Annotated in this window: 23 protein-coding genes and 1 pseudogene; 16 read left to right on the top strand and 8 right to left on the bottom strand. The window is 69.6% G+C overall.

The window, feature by feature from the left end; all coding sequences use genetic code 11:
* The first annotated feature begins 42 nt into the window (after positions 1-42).
* From alaS to IU449_RS07445, 5 genes are all read left to right on the top strand, one after another.
* Complete coding sequence (gene alaS / locus IU449_RS07465; RefSeq protein ID WP_195001152.1) at positions 43-2,709, top strand: alanine--tRNA ligase; 2,667 nt, start codon at positions 43-45, stop codon at positions 2,707-2,709.
* The gene (ruvX, locus tag IU449_RS07460) at positions 2,706-3,239 is read left to right on the top strand and encodes a Holliday junction resolvase RuvX (protein WP_416382156.1); all 534 of its coding nucleotides are present in this window, start codon (positions 2,706-2,708) and stop codon (positions 3,237-3,239) included. Before alaS ends, ruvX begins: the two co-directional genes overlap by 4 nt.
* Positions 3,236-4,966, top strand: a complete 1,731-nt coding sequence (locus tag IU449_RS07455) for an endolytic transglycosylase MltG (protein ID WP_195001150.1) — start codon at positions 3,236-3,238, stop codon at positions 4,964-4,966. The genes ruvX and IU449_RS07455 overlap by 4 nt, the downstream gene beginning before the upstream one ends.
* Positions 4,956-5,783: a shikimate dehydrogenase gene (locus IU449_RS07450; RefSeq protein ID WP_195001149.1), complete on the top strand. Its 828-nt coding sequence runs from the start codon at positions 4,956-4,958 to the stop codon at positions 5,781-5,783. The genes IU449_RS07455 and IU449_RS07450 overlap by 11 nt, the downstream gene beginning before the upstream one ends.
* A 65-nt stretch (positions 5,784-5,848) precedes the next feature.
* Positions 5,849-6,319, top strand: coding sequence for a B-4DMT family transporter (locus IU449_RS07445; RefSeq protein WP_228803782.1), 471 nt, complete (start codon positions 5,849-5,851; stop codon positions 6,317-6,319).
* Positions 6,320-6,329: 10 nt separating this feature from the next.
* Here the strand turns inward: IU449_RS07445 and IU449_RS07440 are convergent, their stop codons facing one another.
* Positions 6,330-6,902 (bottom strand): TetR/AcrR family transcriptional regulator, encoded by a 573-nt coding sequence (locus tag IU449_RS07440; RefSeq protein WP_195001147.1) that lies wholly within the window; start codon positions 6,900-6,902, stop codon positions 6,330-6,332.
* Positions 6,903-7,001: 99 nt separating this feature from the next.
* Between IU449_RS07440 and IU449_RS07435 the strand changes: the two genes are divergently transcribed.
* Positions 7,002-8,228: an FAD-dependent monooxygenase gene (locus IU449_RS07435; RefSeq protein ID WP_195001146.1), complete on the top strand. Its 1,227-nt coding sequence runs from the start codon at positions 7,002-7,004 to the stop codon at positions 8,226-8,228.
* Between the two features lie 13 nt (positions 8,229-8,241).
* Here the strand turns inward: IU449_RS07435 and aroB are convergent, their stop codons facing one another.
* The 4 genes and pseudogenes from aroB to IU449_RS07415 form a co-directional block, all read right to left on the bottom strand.
* On the bottom strand, positions 8,242-9,363 hold the full coding sequence (gene aroB / locus IU449_RS07430; RefSeq protein ID WP_195001145.1) for a 3-dehydroquinate synthase: 1,122 nt from the start codon (positions 9,361-9,363) through the stop codon (positions 8,242-8,244).
* A gap of 1,016 nt (positions 9,364-10,379) precedes the next feature.
* Positions 10,380-10,898: pseudogene (locus IU449_RS28920) on the bottom strand (shikimate kinase); the annotation flags it as partial.
* Complete coding sequence (gene aroC, locus IU449_RS07420; RefSeq protein WP_195001143.1) at positions 10,895-12,103, bottom strand: chorismate synthase; 1,209 nt, start codon at positions 12,101-12,103, stop codon at positions 10,895-10,897. The pseudogene IU449_RS28920 and the gene aroC, both read right to left, overlap by 4 nt.
* A gap of 120 nt (positions 12,104-12,223) precedes the next feature.
* Positions 12,224-12,754 carry an A24 family peptidase gene (locus tag IU449_RS07415; RefSeq protein ID WP_195001142.1) on the bottom strand — a complete coding sequence of 177 codons (531 nt, stop codon included), beginning with the start codon at positions 12,752-12,754 and terminating at the stop codon, positions 12,224-12,226.
* A gap of 198 nt (positions 12,755-12,952) precedes the next feature.
* Here IU449_RS07415 and IU449_RS07410 point away from each other — a divergent pair, with 198 nt between their 5' ends.
* The 4 genes from IU449_RS07410 to IU449_RS07395 all read left to right on the top strand — a co-directional run bounded on the left by IU449_RS07410 (position 12,953) and on the right by IU449_RS07395 (position 15,533).
* A complete protein-coding gene (locus IU449_RS07410) occupies positions 12,953-14,080 on the top strand; it encodes a M24 family metallopeptidase (RefSeq protein WP_195001141.1) in 1,128 nt (375 codons plus the stop codon).
* Positions 14,081-14,114: 34 nt separating this feature from the next.
* Entirely contained in the window at positions 14,115-14,678 is a 564-nt protein-coding gene (gene efp / locus IU449_RS07405; RefSeq protein ID WP_195001140.1) for an elongation factor P, read from the top strand.
* Positions 14,679-14,763: 85 nt separating this feature from the next.
* Positions 14,764-15,273, top strand: coding sequence for a transcription antitermination factor NusB (gene nusB, locus IU449_RS07400; RefSeq protein WP_195001139.1), 510 nt, complete (start codon positions 14,764-14,766; stop codon positions 15,271-15,273).
* Positions 15,270-15,533, top strand: coding sequence for a YciI family protein (locus IU449_RS07395; RefSeq protein ID WP_324188122.1), 264 nt, complete (start codon positions 15,270-15,272; stop codon positions 15,531-15,533). The genes nusB and IU449_RS07395 overlap by 4 nt, the downstream gene beginning before the upstream one ends.
* Positions 15,534-15,683: 150 nt before the next feature.
* Here IU449_RS07395 and IU449_RS07390 read toward each other — a convergent pair whose 3' ends face one another.
* Entirely contained in the window at positions 15,684-16,376 is a 693-nt protein-coding gene (locus tag IU449_RS07390) for an HD domain-containing protein (protein WP_195001138.1), read from the bottom strand.
* Positions 16,377-16,437: 61 nt separating this feature from the next.
* Positions 16,438-17,424 (bottom strand): quinone oxidoreductase family protein, encoded by a 987-nt coding sequence (locus tag IU449_RS07385; RefSeq protein WP_195001137.1) that lies wholly within the window; start codon positions 17,422-17,424, stop codon positions 16,438-16,440.
* A 100-nt stretch (positions 17,425-17,524) separates the two neighbouring features.
* Here IU449_RS07385 and IU449_RS07380 point away from each other — a divergent pair, with 100 nt between their 5' ends.
* A complete protein-coding gene (locus tag IU449_RS07380) occupies positions 17,525-18,100 on the top strand; it encodes a TetR/AcrR family transcriptional regulator (RefSeq protein ID WP_195001136.1) in 576 nt (191 codons plus the stop codon).
* A 267-nt stretch (positions 18,101-18,367) separates the two neighbouring features.
* On the opposite strand, the gene IU449_RS07375 is transcribed toward IU449_RS07380, so the two are convergent.
* Positions 18,368-18,994, bottom strand: coding sequence for an alpha-ketoglutarate-dependent dioxygenase AlkB (locus tag IU449_RS07375; protein ID WP_195001135.1), 627 nt, complete (start codon positions 18,992-18,994; stop codon positions 18,368-18,370).
* Between the two features lie 149 nt (positions 18,995-19,143).
* Here IU449_RS07375 and IU449_RS07370 point away from each other — a divergent pair, with 149 nt between their 5' ends.
* The 5 genes from IU449_RS07370 to IU449_RS07350 all read left to right on the top strand — a co-directional run bounded on the left by IU449_RS07370 (position 19,144) and on the right by IU449_RS07350 (position 23,621).
* Complete coding sequence (locus tag IU449_RS07370; RefSeq protein WP_324188121.1) at positions 19,144-20,010, top strand: class I SAM-dependent methyltransferase; 867 nt, start codon at positions 19,144-19,146, stop codon at positions 20,008-20,010.
* Positions 20,011-20,175: 165 nt separating this feature from the next.
* Positions 20,176-20,820: a bifunctional pyr operon transcriptional regulator/uracil phosphoribosyltransferase PyrR gene (gene pyrR, locus IU449_RS07365; RefSeq protein ID WP_228803780.1), complete on the top strand. Its 645-nt coding sequence runs from the start codon at positions 20,176-20,178 to the stop codon at positions 20,818-20,820.
* Positions 20,821-20,822: 2 nt separating this feature from the next.
* A complete protein-coding gene (locus IU449_RS07360) occupies positions 20,823-21,782 on the top strand; it encodes an aspartate carbamoyltransferase catalytic subunit (protein WP_195002379.1) in 960 nt (319 codons plus the stop codon).
* A gap of 25 nt (positions 21,783-21,807) precedes the next feature.
* Positions 21,808-23,118 (top strand): dihydroorotase, encoded by a 1,311-nt coding sequence (locus IU449_RS07355; protein WP_195001134.1) that lies wholly within the window; start codon positions 21,808-21,810, stop codon positions 23,116-23,118.
* Between the two features lie 5 nt (positions 23,119-23,123).
* Positions 23,124-23,621 carry a transporter gene (locus IU449_RS07350; RefSeq protein WP_195002378.1) on the top strand — a complete coding sequence of 166 codons (498 nt, stop codon included), beginning with the start codon at positions 23,124-23,126 and terminating at the stop codon, positions 23,619-23,621.
* Positions 23,622-23,629 lie beyond the last annotated feature (8 nt).

Below are 23,629 nucleotides of genomic sequence, written 5' to 3'. Positions count from 1 at the left end.
CGCTGAAAAATCGGGTGCGCGGCCCCGGTAGGCTCGACAACTGTGCAGACCCATGAGATTCGACGGCGTTTCCTGGACCATTTCGTCCGTGCCGGGCATACCGAGGTACCCAGTGCCTCGCTGATCCTGGCCGACCCCAACCTGCTGTTCGTCAACGCAGGCATGGTCCAGTTCAAGCCGTACTTCCTGGGCCAGGAGGCGCCGCCGTTCCCGCGCGCGACCAGCGTGCAGAAATGCGTGCGCACCGGTGACATCGAGGAAGTCGGCGTCACCACCCGCCACAACACCTTCTTCCAGATGGCGGGCAACTTCTCCTTCGGCGACTACTTCAAGGAGGGGGCCATCACCCTCGCCTGGGAGCTGATCAGCAAGCCGCAGGAAGAGGGCGGCTTCGGCTTCGACCCCGAGCGCATCTGGGTCACCGCCTACGAGTCCGATCCGGAGGCCGCCGAGATCTGGCACCGGGTGGCCGGGATACCGAAGGAGCGGATCCAGTTCCGCGACGGCAAGGACAACTACTGGGACATGGGCGTGCCCGGCCCCGGCGGTCCGTGCTCGGAGATCTACTTCGACCGCGGCCCCGCTCACGGCAAGGAAGGCGGCCCGGTCGCCGACGAGGACCGTTACCTAGAAATCTGGAACCTCGTCTTCATGCAGGACATTCGCGGCGAGCTCAGCCCCAAGCAGGGCCATCCGCCGGTGGGGTCACTGCCGAAGAAGAACATCGACACCGGTATGGGCGTCGAGCGCGTCGCCATGCTGCTGCAGGGTGTGGAGAACGTCTACGAGACCGATCTGCTCCGCCCGATCATCGACAGGGCCGAGGAGCTGACCGGCCGCAGCTACGGTGTCGAGCACGCCTCCGATGTGCGTTTCCGCGTCATCGCCGACCACGCCCGCACCGCCGCGATGCTGATCTCCGACGGCGTGAACCCGGGCAACGACGGTCGCGGCTACGTGCTGCGCCGCCTGCTGCGCCGCATCGTGCGCTCCGCGCGCCTGCTGGGCGCCGACAAGCCGGTGATGGCGGAGTTCATGAAGGTCGTCAGCGACTTGATGGCGCCGTCCTACCCGGAGCTCGCCACCGACTTCGGACGCATCTGCACCGTCGCCGTCGGCGAGGAGACCGCGTTCCTCAAGACGCTGACCACCGGTTCCACGCTGTTCGACCACACCGCTTCGGCGGTGAAGGCCGAAGGCGGCTCCAAGATCTCCGGCTCCGACGCCTTCACCTTGCACGACACGTATGGCTTTCCGATCGACCTCACCCTGGAGATGGCCGCCGAGGCCGGGCTGTCGGTCGACGAGGACGGCTTCCGCGAGCTGATGGCCGAGCAGCGCCGCCGCGCCAAGGAGGACGCCGCCGCCCGCAAGCACGCGCACGCCGACCTGAGCATCTACAAGGAGCTGGTCGACCGCGGCGCCACCGAGTTCACCGGCTTCGACGAGCTCACCTCCGAAGCGCGCGTACTGGCCCTGATCGCCGACGGCGTCCGGGTGCCCGCCGCGACGGAGGGCAGCGACGTCGAGGTGATCCTCGACCGCAGCCCGCTCTACGCCGAGTCCGGCGGTCAGATCGCCGACCGCGGCACCATCACCGCCGGCGGTCTGAAGCTGCGCGTCAACGACGTCCAGAAGATCGCCAAGAAGCTGTGGGTACACAAGGCGACCGTCGAGCAGGGCCAGATCACCGAGGGCGACGTGGTGCTCGCGCAGGCCGACCCGGCCTGGCGCAGCGGCGCCACCCAGGGGCATTCCGGCACACACATGGTGCACGCCGCGCTGCGCCAGGTGCTCGGCCCCAACGCCGTGCAGGCGGGCTCGCTCAACAAGCCCGGCTACCTGCGCTTCGACTTCAACTGGCAGGGACAGCTCTCCGAGCAGCAGAAGGCCGACATCGAAGCGGTGTCCAACGACGCCGTCGGCGCGAACTTCCCGGTGAACACCTTCGTCACCGACCTGCCCAAGGCCAAGCAGATGGGCGCGCTGGCGCTGTTCGGCGAGAACTACGGCGACGAGGTACGCGTCGTGGAGATCGGTGGGAAGTTCTCGATGGAGCTGTGCGGTGGCACGCACGTGCAGCACTCCTCGCAGATCGGTCCGATCACGCTGCTCGGTGAATCGTCGGTCGGTTCCGGCGTTCGTCGTGTGGAGGCGTTCGTCGGGCTGGACTCCTACCGCTACCTCGCCAAGGAACGCGCGCTGCTCGCCGGTGTCGCCTCCTCGCTGAAGGTGCCCTCCGAGGAGGTGCCCGTGCGCGTCGAGCAACTGGTGGAGCGGCTCAAGGTCGCCGAGAAGGAACTCGAGCGCACCAAGGTCGCCGCGGTGCTGGCGGCGGCCGGCAAGTTCGTCGAGGAGGCCGAGCGCATCGGTGGCGTGCTGCTGGTCGCCGCCGCCGCGCCGCGGGGCGTGGCCGCCGGCGATCTGCGGACGCTGGCCACCGACATCCGTGGCCGGTTCGGCAGCGAGCCCGCGGTGGTGGTGCTGCTCGGCGACACCGACGGCAAGGTGCCGTTCGTGGTGGCGGTCAACAAACCGGCTCAGGAACTCGGATTCAAGGCGGGCGAACTGGTCGCAGCCTTCGGTCCGAGCATCTCCGGCCGTGGTGGTGGCAAACCCGAGATGGCGCAGGGCGCGGGGTCCGATCCCGCGGGCATTCCCGCGGGTCTAGCGGCGGTCCGTGTACGGGTGGCCGAAATCGCCGGCTGATGCGCGAGCAGGAGCGCTCCGATCGCCCCGACCCCGCGACCGACCCCGGGCGGGGCAGACGCATCGGCATCGACGTGGGCAGTGTCCGGATCGGGGTCGCCTCGAGCGACCCCGACGGCATCCTCGCCACTCCCGTGGAGACGGTGCCGCGTGCGAAGAAAACCACGCGCGGCACGGTCTCATCCGACATCGTGAGAATTGCCGAGATTGTGCGGGAGTACGAGGCGGTGGAGGTCGTCGTCGGCTTGCCGCGGACGCTGCGTGGGGAGAAGGGGACCTCGGCCACGATGGCCATCGAGTTCGCTGAAAGATTGCGAATCGAAATGCCCGACGTGGCGATACGCCTTTCCGACGAACGTTTGACTACGGTGTCTGCTGCACGTGCATTGCGAGACAGCGGAGTTCGCGCACGTGGCCAGCGGCAGGTGATCGATCAGGCGGCGGCCGTATCGATCCTGCAAGGATGGTTGGACGAACGGAGTGCGGTGTTGAGGTCGGTCGGGGACGCGTCGTCCGGAGACGATGCATGACGGATCGATGGGCGCGAGCCGAGGAAGCGTTCCGGCAGCGAGAAGCGGGGCGCCGCTACCGGCGCGATGACGCGGCGTGGGAACGCGACGAGGACGACAGCGTCGATCTCGTCGACTCGTGGGACGACCACGACGGCTACGGCGAGTCGGGCTACGGCGAGTCGGCCGGTTATGCCGAGCGGGGCGATGACGAAGACGATTACGACACCGCCGTCATCCCGCGGTACGCCGACGACGATCCCGCCTACGCGGAGGTCGCTCGCAGCAGGGGGAAGCGTGCCGCTCGCGAGGACCCGGCTGCCCACGACGAGCCCTATGGCGACGGCCTCGAGGACGGCGGCGCCCAGGAGGTCGGCCTCGATGACGACGAGGCAGGCACAGGCGCGGCACGAGCGAGCCGGAGCGGACCCGCCCCCCGTCCCCGTCCGCGCCCGTCCGGCCGCACTCGCGGAGCAGAGCGCGGCGCGCCCGCCGCGCGCCCGAGGAAGGGCGCCGCGGGAGCGACACGTTCCGAACGCTCCCCGCGCTCGTCGCAAGCCGCCCGGCGCCGCCCGGCCGCGAAGCGTCCGGCCGCGGACGACGGCGGCCGTCGCAGGCACACGCGGTGGGTGCTGATCGCGCTCGCCGTGCTGCTGCTCGGCGGCGTGGGCGCCTACGGGGTCATGAAACTGACCGGTGGGTACACCCCACCCGCCGACTTCGCCGGACCGGCCGGGCCCGTGGTGGTCGTGCGGGTCGAGTCGGGCGACACCGCCACCCAGATCTCGCAGGAGATGTACGACAAAGGTGTGGTCGCCAGCTCCGAAGCGTTCTACGAAGCCGCCGTCCAGAACGAGGGCATGAACGCGATTCATCCCGGTTATTACCAGATTCCGAGCCAGAGCCCGGCGGTCGACGCGGTGGCCGCGTTGCTCGATCCGGAGGCGCGCGTCGGCAACATGGTCATCTCCGAAGGTCGCCAGCTGCACGATCAGACCGACGTGAACACCGGCGCCCGCAAGGAAGGCATCTACACCAAGATCGCCGCGGCCAGTTGCATCGGCGAGGGCGCGGCCGCCAAGTGCGTGACCTACGAGGAACTCGACGCGGCGGGGGCGAGCGATGATCTCGCCGCGCTCGGTGTGCCGAGCTGGGCCGAAGCCGAAGTCCGGTCCGCGCCCGACCAGCGCAGGCAGCTCGAGGGGCTGATCGCCGCGGGCACCTGGGATTTCGACCCGAGTGGCGATGCCCGATCGATTCTGCGTGAGCTGATCACCTCCAGCGCCGCGAGTTACGAGTCCACCGGATTGCTGGAGTCGGGCGCGAACACCGGCCTGAGCCCCTACGAGACGCTGATCGCCGCCTCGCTGGTGGAACGGGAAGCGCTGCCGCAGGACATGGGCAAGGTCGCCCGCGTGATCGTCAACCGGTTGGAGATCGGGCAGGCGCTGCAGTTCGACTCGACGGTCAACTACTCGCTCGACAGCACCGAGGTGGCCACCACCGACGCCGACCGTGCGCGAGTCACGCCGTGGAACACCTACGCCATGTCCGGGCTGCCCGCGAACCCCATTTCCGCGCCGTCGCTGAACGCGCTGCGCGCGATGGAATCGCCGGAGCCCGGCAACTGGCTGTACTTCGTGACCATCGACATGAAGGGCACGACGCTGTTCACCGACAGCTATTCCCAGCATCTGAGCAATATCGATCAGGCGCTCGACAGCGGAATCCTCGACAGTGGCCGTTGATCCACCGTATGCGGGTCCGCGCCGGGCCGCGGTGCTCGGCAAGCCGATCGCGCATTCCCGTTCGCCGCAGCTGCACCTGGCGGCGTATCGGGCGCTCGGTCTGGACTGGACCTACGAGCGCATCGAATGCGACGCCGCGCAGTTGCCCGCCTTGGTCGACGGTCTCGGCCCGGAGTGGGTCGGGCTGTCGGTGACCATGCCGGGCAAGGAGGCGGCGCTGGCCCACGCCGACGAGCGCACCGAGCGCGCGGTGCTGGTGGGTTCGGCGAACACTCTGGTGCGCACCGCCGCCGGATGGCGAGCCGACTGCACCGATGTCGACGGTGTGTTCGGCGCGTTGCGTGAGGGCGGGGTGCGCGCGGTCGAAGCCGGTGTGGTGCTGGGCGCGGGCGGCACCGCGCGCCCCGCGCTGCTCGCCCTGCGCGATCTCGGCGCGCGTTCGGTGACCGTGGTCGCCCGTGATCCAGGGCGGGCGCGCTCGGCGCTGGAACTCGCCGAGCGGTTGGATATGGCGGTCTCCTTCGTCGCCTTCGGTTCCGGGGAGATCGGTCGGGCCTGCGCGCAGGCCGACGCCGTGGTCAGTACCGTCCCCGCCGAGGCGGGTGCGCAGATCGCCGAGGCGGTCGCCGCCGCGCCGGTGGTCCTCGACGCCATCTATGACCCGTGGCCCACACCGTTGGCCGCCGCCGTCGAGGCCGCCGGGCACACGGTGGTGGGCGGCCTGCGCATGCTGCTGAACCAGGCATTCGGCCAGGTCGAGCAGTTCACCGGGCGGCCGGCACCGAAGGCCGCGATGGCTGCTGCGCTGACCTCGTGAAATTATCGAATTTCTGACACGGGTTCTAGTTATGTGCCGGGGTGCGGACCGCTATGGTGTTGACCATGAATGCTTGGATCGTGCGCGGGCTGCTGCTCGGCGCGCTGGTCGTCGCGCTGCGCGTAGCGCTCGGGTTCGCCATGGCGAACTGGCCGACGCATGGTGTCTGGTTCCGGCTGCTGTGCCTGGTCGTCCTGCTCGGTGCCGTGGTGAGCTGGGGTGCGCTCGACGGGCGTCGTGACCGTGAAACCCATCCCGATCCCGAGCGCGGGTCCGACCTCACGATCCGGTGGTTGCAGGCCGCCGCCCTCGGCGGTATCGGTGGCAGCCTGATCTGCTGGCTGCTGGACTTCCTGCCCGGCTTCGACCTCGGCGACAACGGTCTGCTGTTCGAAGCGACCGCGTGCTCGGCATTCTTCCTCCTGCTGATCTTCGTCCCCGGGCTCGTCGGTGTCGGCGTCGGGCGCATGCTCGCCGGGCGTAAGAGCGACAAGCGTGAGAAGACCGGCGCACCGCCCGCGCCGATCGCTGCCTGATTTTTCCGGTTCAGAGATTCTTCAGTGCGTCGACCGCGAGCGTCAGTTCCTCGCCGTCGAGAAGTTCCGCGGTCGGCGCCGCCAGCCAGAGCGTCGCAATCCCCTGGAACAGAGTGAACAGCAGCTTCGCCAGTGCGCGGGCCTGCTCCGCCGAGAGATCGGGGTGAGTCTCGCGCAGGGCGGCGGCCAGGTCGACGAGTGCGTGTTCGGACGCGTCGGCCATGTACTGTCCCGACTCCTCCGAGCGGGCGACACGGACCAGATTCTCCATGCTCAGCATCATGTCCTCGCGGTGGCCGCGCAGGATGGCGACCATCCCGTCCCAGGTCTCGCCCACCGTTTCCCCTAGCGGCCGGTCGTCGCCCGCATCACGGATCGCCGACTCCATGCGGTCGCCGATGCCGCTGCCGACACCCTCGGTGAGTGCCTCGGTGACCAGGCGGTCCTTCGATCCGAAGTGATAGCCGATAGCGGCCAGGCTGACCCCGGCCGCCGTCGCGATGTCGCGCGCGGTGACCTTGGCCAGGCCGCGTTCGAGAATCGCCTTGCGGGCTCCTTCCAGCAGGTCCTCTCGGTTTCCCATGCGCGCAGCCTAGCAGCGTCTCAGACATTTGTTCTAGACAGCTGTGCGACACTCTGTTAGACATTTGTCTGAGACATTTGAACTAAGGAGGGTGAGCGCATGAGCACCGACATCCACGTCCTCGTCTGTGGTGGCGGCATCGCGGGCAATGCGGTGGCGTTGCAACTGATTCGCGCAGGCATACGCACCACCGTGGTGGAGCGGGCGAGTGCCCCGCGGCCCGGCGGGCAGGCGGTCGACTTGCGGGGACCGAGCCGGGAGGTGGCGGAGCGGATGGGGCTGATGCCGGGCATCCGAGCCAGGCAGTTGGACGAGCGCGGCATGACCTACGTGGACCGGAGCGGGCGCGCCTCCGTGCGCATGCCCGCGGAGATGTTCGACGGCAAGGGGCCGGTCGCCGATATCGAGATCACCCGGGGCGAGCTGAATCAGGTGCTGCTGGAAGCGCTGGCCGAGGCGGGCGGCGCACTGGACTACCGGTATGGCGAGTGGATCGAGGCGCTGACGCAGGACGAGGCGGGCGTGGCGGTCGCCTTCGCCTCGGGCAGCGTCGAGCGCTTCGATCTGGTTGTCGGGGCCGATGGTGTCCATTCGGCGACGCGGCGGCTCGCCTTCGGTCCGGACGAGCGGTTCTCCACCTACCTCGGCGGATACACGTCCTACTTCACCGTGCCGACTCCAGCCGGGGTCGAACCGGGCTGGATGGCGATGCGCATGGTGCCACGAGCCGCCGTGGGCATCCGGCCCGACGCCGACCCCGGCACGTCCAAGGCGATCGTCATGCTGCGTGTCGACGCCGATCCGGCACTGCGCGGTGATGTCGCGGCCCAGCAACGGCTCATCCGTCGGCTGCTGGCCGACGCGGGCTGGCTGACCCCGCACATCCTCGCCGCGATGGCCGATGCGCCGGACTTCTATTTCGACGAGCTGGCCCGTATCGACATGCCGGCCCTCTCGGCCGGGCGGGTGACCCTGCTCGGCGACGCGGGCTATTGCGGCTCGCCCCTGACAGGTATGGGCACTGCCATGGCCCTGGTCGGCGCGTACCTGCTCGCGGGAGAACTCGCCGCCGATCCGGCCGATCCGCTGGGTGCGCTGGCCCGCTACGAGGCCGCACTGATGCCGTTTCTCGACAAGGCGAAGGAGATCCCCGGCGGTGGCCTCTCGATGATGTTGCCTACCACGGAGTTCGGCGCGATGCTCACCCGCGCCGTGGCCCGGCTGATGGTCTCGCGGCCGCTACGACCGGTGATGATCAGGATGATGAGCGGAACCGACGACTACGCATTGCCCTCGTACCCGGCCGATTCCGCGTCCCGCGCGTGATCACCCGGTGGTGTCAGAGCAGGATCGCCCCGCCGCTCGGGCTCTGCTCACGGGCGATCGCCGAGTACGCGGCAGCCAGCAGCGACGGATCGGGACCCTCCAGCCTGCCGGGCTTGGCCAGCCCGTCGAGGACGACGAAACGCAATACGCCCGAACGGGTCTTCTTGTCGGTCTGCATCGCATCGAGCAGTTGGGGTAGGGCATCGGCGTCATAGGTGGTCGGCAGGCCGACGGCTTCCAGGATCGTGCGGTGCCGGTCGGCGGTCGCGTCGTCGAGACGGCCCGCGAGCCGGCCGAGTTCGGCGGCGAAGACCAGACCGACCGAGACAGCGGCGCCGTGCCGCCAGCGGTAACGCTCGCGGCGCTCGACGGCGTGGCCGAGGGTGTGGCCGTAGTTGAGGATCTCGCGCAGGCTGGATTCCTTGAGGTCGGCGGCCACCACATCGGCCTTGACCTGGATCGCGCGGCGGATCAGTTCGGGCAGCACCTCGCCGGTCGGGTCGAGAGCGGCTTGTGGATCGCGCTCGACCAGTTCCAGGATCACCGGGTCGGCGATGAAGCCGGCCTTGATGATCTCGGCCATGCCCGCGACGATCTCGTTGCGCGGCACGGTCTCCAAGGTCGCCAGGTCCACCAGCACCGCGGCGGGTTCGTGGAAACTGCCGACCAGGTTCTTGCCTGCCTCGGTATTGATGCCGGTCTTGCCGCCGACCGCGGCGTCGACCATCGCCAGCAGGGTGGTCGGCACATGCACGATCTGCACACCGCGCATCCAGGTGGCGGCTACGAAACCGGCGAGATCGGTCGCCGCGCCGCCGCCGAGACTGACCACGACATCGTTGCGGGTCAGCCCGATCCGTCCGAGGACCTCCCAGCAGAATCCCGCGACCGCGAGATCCTTGCCTGCCTCGGCGTCGGGGATCTCGACACGATGCGCGTCGATCCCGGTGTCGGCCAGAGCCGCACGCACTACTTCGGCGGTCTCGGCCAGTGTCGGCTGGTGGAAGATCGCCACCGTCCGTACACCGGAGGTCGCGCCGGTCACCGACTCGACGAGATCGCCGAGCAGGCCGCGGCCGATGATCACCGGGTACGGGTCGGCGGTGCGGACCTGGATTCGACTCGGCTCTGTCACGACTGCTGCTCCGATTCTGTTCGTGCCATCTGCTGGGAAGCTCCACCGCCGGCGTTCTGGACGCCTCGCACGGAGAGAGCGTTGCTCCGGGTGCCGGACGCGCCACCACGGGCGCTCGATCCACCGTTGCGTGCGCGCCGTGCCCGGGCGCGCCTCGATCTGTTGCCACCCGGGGGAGAACCACCGGCCTCGGCCGGAGCCACGGGGCGGTCTCCGACGCCGGTGGCGGGAACCTGCTCCATCGACAGGGTGCGTTCGGCCTTACCGTCGGCGCGGACCCCGGCGGATCCGTCGCTGCCGCGTCGGCGGCCGGAACGGCGATTCCTGCGGGCCCGCCTGGGAGGAACAGGTGTGTCGGTGACGGCGTGGTTCGGTCCGTCGCCGGGCTGTCCGGCGAGGTCCGCGCCCGTCCCCGCGCGGGACTTTCCCATTCCTTTGTCGTTCGGTCCGATGCCGGATCCGCCGAGAGGAACCGTACCCGTGACGTTTCTGTCGCCGGGGAAACGAGACGCGGAATCCGGTGGGACGGAATCGCTTCCGGGTGCCGATGTGCGCGGTTCATCGCTGGGACGGTCCGCACTGTCGTGTGCGCCGTCTGCGCCTCGGGACGGGATGCCCGCGGAATGGCGACTGCTCGACGTGGACCGGCGTCGACGGGGCCGCCTGCGCCTGCCGGTGGCCGCGCTCGCGTCTCCGGGCGATGCGCTGTTCGCGACCGTGTCGTCCGTCGACCCCGCACTCGGCTGTACCTGCGACCGGGTGCTCGGGGCAGACGCCGGATCGCTCGCCGGGGCCGGGGTGGCGGCGTCCCCGGACGCGGTGCCGGGTTCGTTCGACGCGGTCGTCTCAGCGGTGGTCGGGGCCGATCCGGGTTCGCCGCCGGCGGCCGCTCGTCGCCGGGCGGCGGCCCGCGCACGGGCTCGTCGTCTGGCCCGGGATCGGCTCGTGCCCTGTGTACGCGGGGTGACCTCGGTGGTTGTGCCCGGTTCGGGCTCCGGGGTACCGGACTCGATGCCGAGCCGGGAGAGGATCATCCGGACGACGCGGCTCGGGCTGCGGCCGTCGGTGCGCACCCGCACGGTCGCGACCTCGCGGTACAGCGGGCGGCGGGTGCGCATGAGTTCGCGGTACTTCGCACCGGGATCGTCACCGTTGAGCAGCGGACGTTGATTGCTCGCGCCGGTGCGACGCAGCCCCTCGGCGACGCTGATCTCCAGGTACACCACGGTGCGATTGCGCAGCAACGCGCGGGTGTTCGCCGACAGCACCGCGCCGCCGCCGAGGGAGACGACACCGCGTTCGGCCAGGATCGCCCGGCGCACCACGCGCTCCTCGATCCGCCGGAACTCCGGCTCGCCGTCCTCGGCGAAGATCTCCGGAATGGTGCGGCCGGTCTCGCGTTCGATCCCGGCGTCGGTGTCGTAGAGGTCGACACCCAGCTCCTTGGCGAGCTTGCGACCGATCGTGGACTTCCCCGCTCCGGGTGGCCCGACCAGCACCACTCGCGGCGTGCGCGGGTCGGTCGGTGCGATCATCGCGCCCGACTGTCCGCCGAGACATGCGGGCGGGTGCTGATCCGCTCGAGGTAGCTGCTGATGTTGGCGACGGACTCGGCGAGCGAATCGCCGCCGAACTTCTCCAGCACGGCCTGGGCGACCACGAGAGCCACCATGCTCTCGGCGACGACGCCCGCGGCGGGCACCGCGCACACATCGGAGCGTTGGTGGATGGCCACGGCCTCTTCACCGGTGGTCATATCGACGGTGGACAGCGCGCGCGGCACGGTCGAGATCGGCTTCATCGCCGCACGCACCCGCAGCGCTTCGCCGTTGGTCATGCCGCCCTCGAGGCCGCCGGCGCGGTTGGTCGAGCGCAGCACGCCGTCCGGGCCGGGACGCATCTCGTCGTGTGCCTGGCTTCCGCGCCTGCGCGCGGTCTCGAAACCGTCGCCGACCTCGACGCCCTTGATCGCCTGGATGCCCATGAGCGCGGCCGCGAGACGCGAGTCGAGGCGATTCTCACCGCTGGTGAACGAACCGAGACCGACGGGCAGGCCCTCGACGATCACCTCGACAACACCTCCGAGGGTGTCGCCGTCCTTCTTCGCGGCCTCGATCTCGGCGATCATCGCGGCCTCGGCATCGGCATCGAACGCGCGCACCGGGCTCTCGTCCACGGCGGCCAGATCGGCCGCGGTCGGGGTGACGCCGGTGGTGTTGGCGGCCGCGCCGATGGAGACCACGTGCGAGACGACCTCGACGCCGAGCGCCTGACGCAGGAAGTTGCGGGCCACGGTTCCCGCCGCGACGCGCGCGGCGGTCTCGCGGGCGCTGGCGCGCTCGAGCACATTCCTGGCGTCGTCGAAGCCGTACTTGAGCATGCCGGAGTAGTCGGCGTGTCCGGGACGGGGGCGCGTCAGCGGGGCGTTGCGTGCCAGGTCGGCGAGTTCGGCCTCGTCGACCGGGTCGGCGGACATGACCGTCGTCCACTTGGGCCACTCGGAATTGGCCACCTCGATGGCGACCGGGCCGCCCATGGTGCGGCCGTGGCGCACACCGCCGACCACGGTCACCTTGTCGGCCTCGAACTTCATCCGGGCGCCGCGCCCGTAGCCGAGCCTGCGGCGCGCGAGCTGAGCGGAGATGTCCTCGGAGGTCACCTCGACACCCGCCACCATTCCCTCCAGGATGGCGACGAGAGCGGGGCCATGGGATTCTCCGGCAGTTATCCAGCGCAGCACAGTATCTATCCTTTCATGTCCGCGCGAAGGCGGTGATATCCGGTCCGTGGTGATCACCGGCACGTCGCCGGTCGATCAGGTGGGTGCCGCAGACAGGTGCTCGGGAGTCGCTCGGCCCTCTCACCCGGCGGTGAGGGCGAGCGCGAGCACCGTGGCTCCGCACATGGCCGGGCCGTGCGGAAGTGCCCGGCTCCGGGGCGCGGCCCGCACCCGCGGGCGGCTCCGAGCATGGGCGAGACCCGACCGGCGATCCGCGTCCACCCGACCGGTCCGAAAGCGTGCCTGATCGCGGTGCCGTGTGCTCAGTGCCGCCGCCACCCCGGCGAGAGCGGTGAGGACCGGCGCGCCGATCGCGGCGATCATCCATGCGTGTGCACCCCCGAGCCCGGCGGCCGCACCCACACCCACCGCGAGTTTGGCGTCGCCCGCCCCGCACGCGGCGGGCACGGCGAGGTGCACCAGAAGATACGGGAATGCCAGCAGCACCGCACCCATGACGGCCGGACCCGGCTCGCCGACCGTGAATGCGTAGCCGAGTACCGCGGTCGCGCCCGCGGCGGTGAGCACGTTGGGCAACCTGCGAACGCGGGCATCGATGACGGCCAGCGTCGCGCACCAGAGCGTGAACAGGGCGAAGGCGAAGGTGGTCATGGCAGTCAGCGTGCCGGGCCCGGCGCAGGCGCGGTACCGCCGAAACCGCGGATGTGGAGGAAGGATCGGATTGTGGACATTCGATGGTTCGGATCGTGGCGCTGCGAGAGCACGGCCGACGTCAGGGCCCTGATCGGTGGCCCGAGCTCGATGCCCGAGGTGTTCGTGGCGGCGGGGTCTGGCGGTAGCGTGGAAGCCATGTCTGCTGATAGCGCGGGACCGGGGCCCGACTACGCCGCGCGCCGAGGCGCGCTGCGCAGCCTGCTGGTGGAGAACGGGGTCGACGCACTGCTGGTCACCGACCTGGTGAACATCAGATACCTGACCGGATTCACCGGTTCCAATGCCGCCCTTCTGGTGCACTCCTGGGACATGAGTGAAGCCGAGGACCGCACGGTGATCGGCACCGACGGCCGCTACCGCGACCAGATCGCCGCGCAGGTACCCGATCTGCGCGGCGAGATCGCCCGCGCCACCGCGCGCCGGATCATCGAACTGGCCGGGGAATGGCAGCTCGGCCGGGTCGGTTTCGAAAGCCACGTGGTGACCGTGGACCAGCATCGTGGCCTGGTCGAGCAGCGCACCGGCCTGGATCTCGTGGCTGTACCCGGTCTCGTCGAACAGTTGCGAACGGTCAAGGACGAGTACGAGATCGAACAGTTGCGGCGGGCGTGCGCGGCGGGTGACGCCGGGCTGGCGACCCTGCTCGAGCGCGGCGGCCTGCGCCCGGGGCGCACCGAGCGCGAGGTCGCCCGCGATCTGGAGTGGGCGATGTTCGAGCACGGCGCCGAGGCGGTCTCGTTCGAGACGATCGTGGCCACCGGCGCCAATTCCGCGGTGCCGCATCATCGCCCCACCGGCGCGGTGCTGGCTTCCGGCGACTTCGTGAAGATCGATTTCGGGGCGGTCGTCGGCGGCTACCACTCCGACATGACGCGCACCTTCGTGCTGGGCTCGCCCTCGGGCTGGCAGCGCGAGGTGTACGAGCTGGTCTCCGAGGCGCAGTGGGCGGGCAGCAAGGCCCTGCGCCCCGGCGTACACGCCGCCGAGGTGGACGCCGCGTCGCGGTCGGTGATCGAGGCCGCCGGCCACGGGGCGCTGTTCGTGCACGGCCTCGGCCACGGCGTCGGATTGCGCATCCACGAAGCGCCGGGAATCGCGAAGAACGCGCCCGGTACACTTCTGTCCGGCGTGGCGGTGACCGTCGAACCAGGTGTGTACTTTCCCGGGCGCGGCGGCGTCCGGATCGAGGACACGCTCGTGGTTCGCGAGGGGGGCCCCGAACTGCTCACCCACACCAGCAAAGACCTGACCGTCGTCGACTGACGACGGTAGCCGAGAACTAGGAGATCCGAGGACAGTGGCGGACACCAGCGACTTCAAGAACGGCCTCGTGCTGAAGATCGACGGTCAGCTCCAGCAGATCGTCGAATTCCAGCACGTCAAGCCGGGCAAGGGTCCCGCGTTCGTGCGGACCAAGTTGAAGAACGTCGTGTCCGGCAAGGTCGTCGACAAGACCTTCAACGCCGGCGTCAAGGTCGAGACCGCGACGGTCGACCGTCGCGACATGACCTACCTGTACCACGATGGCACGGACTACGTCTTCATGGACGGCGAGACCTTCGACCAGATCTCGATCTCCGAGGCCACCATCGGCGACGGCGCTCGCTTCCTGCTGGAGAACATGGCCGTGCAGGTCGCCATGCACGAAGGCGCGCCGCTCTACGTCGAGCTCCCGGTCTCCATCGAGCTGGTCGTCCAGCACACCGACATCGGCCTGCAGGGCGACCGCTCCACCGGCGGCACCAAGCCCGCCACCCTGGAGACCGGCGCCGAGGTCCAGGTGCCGCTGTTCATCAACACCGGCGACAAGCTGCGTATCGACTCGCGCGACGGCAGCTACCTCGGCCGGGTCAACGCCTGATCGACAACGTCCACGGCGGTAGCCGGATCCGCCGCGAGGCAGGACCGGCTACCGCTGCCATGTGTACAGACGGGATGATGTGACTGTGGCCGAACAGCCTGCGGACAAGAAGTCCACGTTCAAGAAGCTCGGCGCCCGGCACAAGGCCCGGCGGCGTGCGGTGGACCTGTTGTTCGAGGCGGAGGCCCGCGACGTCGACGCCGCGGACCTGCTGACCGAACGCGGCGATCTGGCGACCCGCGACCAGTCGGTCGCGCCGCTGCACGCCTATACCCGCACCTTGGTCGAGGGCGTCGCCGACGAGCTCGAGCGCGTCGATGGCACCATCGAGTCGTATCTGCAGGACTGGACGTTGTCGCGGCTGCCCGCCGTGGACCGCGCGATCCTGCGGGTCGCGGTGTGGGAGCTGTTCCACGCGTCCGATGTGCCGCCGGTGGTGGCCGTCGACGAAGCCGTGGAGCTGGCCAAGGAACTGTCCACCGACGATTCCCCCTCGTTCGTCAACGGTGTGCTCGGCCAGGTCGTGCAGGTCGCGCCGCAGGTGCGCGCCGCCGCCGCCGCGACGAGGGCGCCGCGCCAGGAGCCCGAAGCGTGACCAAGTACCTGGTCATGGCGATGCGCACGCCACGCTACGACGACGCGGTGATCCAGCCGCACCGTGACTTCCTCACCGATCTGCTCGAGCGCGGCCTGCTGGTGGAGAGCGGGAAGTTCGGCGACAGCAGCGGCGGCGCGTACGTGATCCTGGCCGAAAACCTCGATGCCGCACGCGAACTCGCCTTCGCGGATCCGCTGCACACCACCGGCGCCTCCGAGCTCACCGTGTATGAGTGGGAGATCACGATCTCCGCGTGACGTGCCGCCGGTCCGGCTCCCACCGTTGGTGTACGGGACCGGTGGGAGCCGCCGGTCGGTGAACCGCGCCGGGGTGCGTCCGGGGAAAGAGTGGACGCGACACCGATTCTGCGACCTCGAGTGCACTCGAGGTCAAGCGAGCGGTGCAGGCTAGGGCAGGATCGCGTCGAACCGTTCTTCGGCGTGGTCCAGCTGGTCGAGGATGTAGCGCTTCACGTGCTCGGCCAGCGGGGTGTCCGGGCGGCTGACCAGATCCCGGTAGACATCGATCATCGGCCGATATTTGGCCGCCAGTTTCGGCATGGCGGTCGGGTCTGCGTAGAGGATGCCGACGCCGTTGTCGGTGAAGTCCGACAGTTTCACCACACGGGCCCACGGCGCGTGTTCCAGCGCTTCGACGATGTGCTCGCGGTACTGCGTGTGCCGGTCGATCGCCGGATCGCGCTCGGGATTCGTCACCGCCGCCACGATGCCGGCGACTCGGTCGCCGAAACGCTCACTCAGCACTCGCAGCGCGGCGGCGCGCGTCCCGGCCAGCTCCGTCGCGTGGTCCTCGATCGCATCGTGTAGCAGTGCCGCGGCCACCACGTCGGCGTCGCGCACCTCGTAATGGCTGATCACCCGGATGGCGACACGCAGGAGATGGGTGAGGTAGGGCTCGCGCCCGTAACGATCGTCGCGGTGCAGTTCGGCGGCCAGTGCGAGCGCTTCCGTCGGCCGCGCCGGGTCGGGCAGCCCGGCGATCTCGTGGAGCAGCCGTTCGCGCAGCCCGGCCTCCCCGTAGACCTCGCTGATCGTGTGCAGCGGCATCACGGCCAGGACCTCCGCGCCCGGGGTGCTCATCCCGCCAATCTATCGGCCGGGCGAGGACAAGCGGGCAGCCGATCGGGGCACAGGTGAACTCTCAGGTGTGCGAACCCTTTTCGGGTCGCAGAAGTACCGCCCCGAGGGCGCGCCGGGATTCGAGCAGTCGATGCGCGGCGGCGGCATCACCGAGCGGGAGGACCGCATCGATGTGGGGGACCGCGCCGGTGCTCGCGGCGCGCGCCAGGACGCCGTCGGACTCCTTCTGTACCAGCGCCGACCACTGCGGTCCGGAGCAACCGATCAGGGTGAGGCCGTGCGCGAGAAGATCGGCGGCGCCGACCTGGGCGGGCGCACCGGAGAGGAGTCCGTAGACGAGCATGCGACCGTGCAGCGGCGTCATCACCTCGAGCAGGGCGCGGGAGGTCGGGCCGCCGATCGAGTCGAAGACGACGTCGACGGTCGTGCCGTCGAGCAGGTCGCGCAGTCGATCAGGCCACTGCGGCTCGTTGTGATCGATGACCAGATCCGCGCCGAGTTCGGCGGCGCGCGCTGTCTTGGTCGCGCCGCCCGCCGTCGCGATGACCTGCTTCGCGCCGGCGGCCTTCGCCGCGCCCACGAGATAGGCGCCGATTCCGGTCGCGCCCGCTTGTACCAGCACTGTCTCGGAACCGGTCAACGCTGCGGTGGTGAGCAGCGCCGAGCCGACCGAGCCGGGCATGAGGATCGCCGCGGCGGCGATGGTGTCGAGACCCTCGGGAATCGGTGTGGCCGTCGCCGCGGGCGCGGCGACGAACTCGGCGTACGCTCCCGAGCCGGTCGTCTTGGCGACGACGCGCGTGCCTGCCAGTGCCGCGTCCACTCCCGGTCCCGTTTCGACCACCGTCCCGGCGGCTTGGAAGCCGAAGACCAGGGGCGGCGGGACGGGAGTGGGGAACGCGCCGGAGCGCAGCATCAGTTCGGGCCACAACACCGGGATCGCCTCGGCGCGCACCACGATCTCGCCCTCGCCTGCCCTGGGTACGGTTGCTTCCTCGGCGACCAGGACATCGGGGCTGCCGGTGGCCGTCATTACGATTGCTCGCATCGAGAACTCCATAAGTTGACTGTCGGTCCAGTTCTGTGTGTCGTCTCGAAAATATGGACCGTCGGTCAACTTGTCAATGGCCGAACAGGAAGTAGGTGTGATGCCGGAGGGTCGCGCACGGGAACGCGCCGATGCCGCGCGTAACAGGCGGGCGATCCTGGACGCCACCAGGTCGCTGCTCGCCGAGCACGGCGCCGAAGGGGTCACGATGGATCGGGTGGCCGCGGCTGCCGGGGTGGGGAAGGGCACCATCTTCCATCGTTTCGGCAGCCGGGCGGGTCTGCTGCAGGAGTTGATCGCCGAGCCCGGCCTCGCGCTGAAGGAAGCGATCACCTCCGGTCCGCCTCCGCTGGGGCCGGGCGCTCCCGCCGCTGATCGGCTGGTCGCGTTCTTCGCCGCCATGACCGATATGGTGGTCGACAATGCCGAACTGGTCGCAGCCTACAGCGCCATACCGCCGCATCCGGACCGCGCGCAGTTCCATAGGTTCTGGGTGGACCACATCATCGGCTTGCTCCGGGAGGCGCGCCCGGACGTCGATGCCGAAACGGTAGCCGTACTGCTCTTCGGGATGCTGGGCGGTGAGGCGATGGCGGGCATGGTGCGAGCCGGAAAGGCCGATCGGGTGCGGGCCGGCGTCCGTGATCTGGTGTTGTCCGTCGCTCGGTCCGACTGACCTGCGGCAGTGGCCCGGTGTCCTTCGACGGTTTCAATCCTGTTGCGAGACAAGGGTGTTCTGGCGTGCGGCGGTCTGCCATCGGCCGTCCTGGCGGATGAGCACGTACAGCGCGATCATCCGTTTCGACGCGCCGGATGATCGCCTCGATCGCGATGACATCGGCAGCGTGGTCGTGATCGTCGTATGCGGTGACCAGCCGGGCGACGGTGTTCGATGCTCATGTCGATGAGCCTGACACCTCGACAATGGTTCAGGTCGAGATCTTCAGTGCACTCCGTGCGGGCGGAACTGGACGCTGATGCGCGGGCCGACCGGTTTGCGGGTCTTCGGGACGGCGTGCTCCCAGGTCCGCTGGCATGATCCGCCCATCACCAGCAGGTCGCCGTGGCCGACTTCGTATCGGATGCTCGCACCGCCCCGGCGTGAGCGCAGCAGAAGTGCGCGAGGGGCGCCGAGGGAGAGGATGGCGACCATCGTGTCGTGGGTTGCACCGCGGCCGATCGTGTCGCCGTGCCAGGCGACGCTGTCCCGGCCGTCGCGGTAGAAACACAGCCCCGCGGTGCGGAAGCGTTCGCCGAGTTCGTCGCCGTAGTGATCGCTGAGCGCGGTACGAGCCTCGACCAGGACGGGATCGGGCAACTCGGCCCGCTCCGGGTAGAAGCAGAGCAGTCGCGGCACATCGACGACACGGTCGTACATCGGCCGTCGTTCGGCCTGCCACGGCACCTCGCGCGCCAGTCGCTCGAAGAGTGTGTCGGCGCCGCGGAGCCAGCCGGGCCGCAGGTCGACCCACGCGCCGTCGGTGAGTTCCGTGCGGCGGACAGCCTCGAGCGAGCCGAGGCCTACCTCGCCGAATCCGTCGAGCAGGGAGCCCTGCAACCATGCCGTCACCTGCGCGACGCTACACCGATTCGAACATGCGTGCTAGAGACTCGATCGGCGAAAATCGGACATCGTGGCCGTTCTCCGGACCGACCGGGGCGGGTTCGCCTAGCGTCGAAGGGAAGTGGGTCGGACCGGCGACGGTCGCGGTGGGATCGGTGGGGAGAGTCGTGATGGTCGAATACGGCAGGGCGCCGATGGCGGGGGTGGCGATGACGGCGATCGGTGTGGCGGTGATCCGCGCCCGCGAATCGGCTCGGCCCGACCGGCTGTACAACGACCCGTACGCGCGCCTGTTCGTGGACGCCGCGCGGGCTCAGTTCGCCGGCACGCCCGACGGTGAGGATCGGTGGACGAGCATGCTCGAACTGGCCGACGCCTTCTACGAGGGCCGCACCCTCACCGTTCGCCTGGTCGACGACGGCGTGGCCGCCGCGGCTGCCGCGAGCTGTGAGCAGTTCGTCCTGCTCGGCGCCGGATTGGACACCCGCGCTTTCCGCATGCCGCTGACTCCGCGCACGCGGTTCTACGAAATCGACCTGCGCGAGCTGTTCGCCTTCAAGGAGTCGGTGCTCGACCGGGCCTCGGCGCATCCGGTCTGCGAGCGGATCACGCTGTCCGCCGACCTGCGCGGCGATTGGGGGAAAACGCTGCGAGACAGTGGTTTCCGATCGGACCTGCCAACGCACTGGGTCGATGAAGGCGTGCTCGGTTATCTGTCCTCCGACGCGGCGTGGGCCGTCGTCGACACCATCACCACGATGTCGGCGGCGGGCAGCACCTTCGAGGTCGGCAAGTTCGCCGTTTCCGCGGCGCAGCCGAAATACGCGGCGCTCGGCGCGCTCATCCGTGGCGGCAGACCGGCCGGCGGCACGGTCGGCCTCGGCGCGGAGGTGCGCGCGGGGCTGGAACTGCGCGGCTGGCGCACGAGCTTCCGCTCCTGGGACGAACTGATCGCCCCGCTCGGCCGCGATGCGCCGAGCGGTGAGGCCGACGCGGGTATCGTGCTCGCGCTGCGGCAATAGCGGTTCGCCTCACGAACACGCCACCGTGGCCCCGCTCACTTCCGGTTCGTGGGGCGGCTCACACCGGGCTGTGCCTGCTGAAAGGGCGATCCTGGGCGCTGTTAGGCTGCAAGCCGTAAGACATCCTTTAACGGACCGTCCGGTGAGGCGGGGAAGGAGGTCGGCATGGCCGTGCCCGGAGATCGGGCGGCGAAGTCTGCCGAGACTGCCGCATCTGCCGAGCAGTCACAACGGCACACGCCCGACTGGGTGGCCGCGGGCCGGGAGCTGTTGTCGGCTTCCGATGTCGGCAGGACCATCGCGCGCATCGCGCACCAGATCATCGAGAAGACCGCGCTGGACGCGGGCGAGGCGGGCGCGCCGCGCGTGGTGCTGATCGGCATCCCGACCCGCGGTACCACTCTGGCCGCGCGGCTCGCCGACAAGATCGAGGAGTTCTCCGGCGTGCGCCCCGCGCTGGGCTCCCTCGACATCACGCTCTATCGCGACGATCTGCGTACCCGCCCGCACCGCCCGCTGGAACGGACCTCCGTCCCGCCGGGCGGTATCGAGGACGCGCTGGTGGTGCTCGTCGACGACGTGCTCTTCTCCGGACGGACCGTACGCTCGGCTCTCGACGGCCTGCGCGACCTCGGTCGTCCCCGCGCGGTGCAGTTGGCGGTGCTGGTCGACCGCGGCCACCGGGAACTGCCGATCCGCGCCGACTACGTGGGCAAGAACGTGCCGACCTCACGCACCGAGGACATCTCCGTGCTGCTGACCGAGCACGACGGCCGCGACGGCGTGTACCTCCACCACGAGGAGGCGTGAGCATGCGACACCTGCTGAGCGTGACCGATCTGGACCGGAGGGCGGCCACCGAACTCCTCGACGAAGCCGAACGTTTCGAGCAGGCGCTGCTCGGCCGCGAGGTGCACAAGCTGCCCACACTGCGCGGCCGCACCGTGATGACGGTCTTCTACGAGAACTCCACCCGCACCCGGGTTTCCTTCGAGGTGGCGGGTAAGTGGATGAGCGCGGACGTGATCAACGTGAGCGCGAGCTCGTCCTCGGTGTCCAAGGGCGAATCGTTACGTGACACCGCGTTGACCCTGCACGCGGCGGGCGCCGACGCGCTGATCGTGCGCCATCCCGCCTCGGGCGCGGCGCATCAGATCGCGCGTTGGATGGACGGCTGGGCCCGCGAGTCCGGCCGCACCACCGGCCCGGCGATCATCAACGCGGGCGACGGTACCCACGAACATCCCACCCAGGCACTGCTGGACGCGCTCACGCTGCGCCAGCGACTCGGCGACATCGAGGGCAAGCGGGTACTGATCGTCGGCGACATCCTGCACAGCCGGGTGGCGCGCTCGAACGTCTTCCTGCTGCACACCCTGGGCGCGGAGGTGGTACTCGTCGCGCCGCGCACGCTGCTGCCGGTGGGCGTGCAGGGCTGGCCCGCGCGGGTCTCGCACCATCTCGACGCGGAACTGCCCGGCGCCGACGCGGTGCTGATGCTGCGCGTCCAAGCCGAACGTATGAACGGCGGGTTCTTTCCGTCGGCCCGCGAGTACGCGGTGAACTACGGGTTGTCGGAGCGGCGGCTGGCAATGCTCGAGGAGCACGCCGTCGTCATGCATCCGGGACCGATGCTGCGCGGCATGGAGATCGCGTCCGCCGTCGCGGATTCCCCGCAGGCGGCAGTGCTGCAGCAGGTGACCAACGGTGTGCACCTGCGGATGGCGGTGCTGTTCCGGCTGCTGGTCGGCGCCCAGGAGGCGATCGCGTGAACGAGTTCGATCGGGAGGAGACGGTATGAGCGGGCTGCTGATCACAGGCGCCCTGATCTACGGCGAGGGCGAACCGGTCGACGTCTTCATCGACGAGGGCGAGATCCGCGCGATCGGGACCCACCTGGATGTGGTGGACGCCGAGATCATCGAGGCGGACGGCCAGGTGCTGCTGCCCGGATTCGTCGATCTGCACACCCACCTGCGCGAACCCGGCCGCGAGGACACCGAGACCATCGAGTCCGGCTCGGCCGCCGCGGCGCTGGGCGGCTACACCGCGGTGTTCGCGATGGCCAACACCAACCCTGTCGCCGATTCCGTGGTCGTCACCGATCACGTGTGGCGGCGGGGGCAGGAAGTCGGCTTGGTCGATGTGCACCCGGTGGGCGCGGTGACGGTGGGTCTGGCAGGCAAGCAGCTCGCCGAGATGGGCACGATGGCCGCCGGAGTCGGCGGTGTGCGGATGTTCTCCGACGACGGCCACTGCGTCCACGACCCGCTGATCATGCGGCGCGCGCTGGAGTACTCGAACTCGCTCGGCGTGCTGATCGCCCAGCACGCCGAGGAGCCGCGGCTGACCGAGGGCGCGGTCGCGCACGAGGGCCCGACGGCGGCTCGGCTGGGGCTGGCCGGCTGGCCGCGCGCGGCCGAGGAGTCGATCGTCGCGCGCGATGCGCTGCTGGCCCGCGACGCCGGTGCTCGCGTGCACATCTGCCACGCCTCCACCGAGGGCACCGTGGAGCTGGTGCGGTGGGCGAAGTCTCAGGGCATCTCGATCACCGCCGAGGTCACCCCGCATCACCTGCTGCTCGACGACTCCCGGTTGGAAACCTACGACGCGGTCAACCGGGTCAATCCGCCGCTGCGGGAGATCTCCGATGTGGAGGCGCTGCGCCGCGCGCTCGCCGAGGGCGTCATCGACTGTGTCGCCACCGACCACGCACCGCACGCCGAGCAGGACAAGTGCTGCGAGTTCGCGGCCGCCCGCCCCGGCATGCTGGGGTTGGAGACCGCGCTGTCGATCATCGTGGAGACGCTGGTGCGGCCGGGTCTGCTGGATTGGCGGGGGGTGGCGCGGGTGATGAGCGAGCGACCCGCCGAGATCGTCGGTCTCGACGATCAGGGCAGGCCCATCGAGGTCGGCGAACCGGCCAACCTGACTCTGGTGGATCCGGACGTCAGCTGGACGGTGCGGGCGAAGGAACTCGCCAGCATCTCCGACAACACCCCCTACGCGCAGATGACCTTGCCCGCGAAGGTGACAACCACCATGCTGCGCGGGCGGATCACCGCGCGCGACGGCGTCGCGGCGCGACCCCAGGGTGTGGGGGCGTAGTGGAGCTGGAGAGAACGCTGTGGGTGATCGGCTGCTTCGTCCTGTTCGCGCTCGGTGTGTGGGGGATGTACCGAGGCTGGATGAACCGCGCCGCTCGCCAGGCCGAGCGCATCGGCGAACTGCCGCCGGTACCCGAGGACCTGGGCGCACAACTGCTGGAACCGACGACCGGCCTGTATCTGGGCAGCACCATGGCGCCCAGCTGGCAGGACCGGATCGCGGTGGGAGATCTGGGGTTCCGCGCGACCGCGGAGCTGACGAAGTTCGAACGAGGAATCCTGCTCGAACGCGACGGGGCGGCGACGATCTGGATTCCCGGTGAATCCGTGACGGCGATCCGCACCGAACGCGGGCACGCGGGCAAGGTGATGACGGAAGATGGTGTGCTGGTAATTCGCTGGAAGCTGCCGACGGGAACCGAGATCGATACCGGTTTCCGGGGAGACGACAAGACGGTGTACCCGGCGTGGGCCGCGTCGATGACGGAAGAAGACGACAGATGAGCCGACAA

It is taken from the genome of Nocardia higoensis, from assembly GCF_015477835.1.
In the GTDB taxonomy this organism is placed as follows: Bacteria; Actinomycetota; Actinomycetes; order Mycobacteriales; family Mycobacteriaceae; genus Nocardia; species Nocardia higoensis_A.
This window is presented reverse-complemented; position numbering and strand designations above follow the sequence as displayed.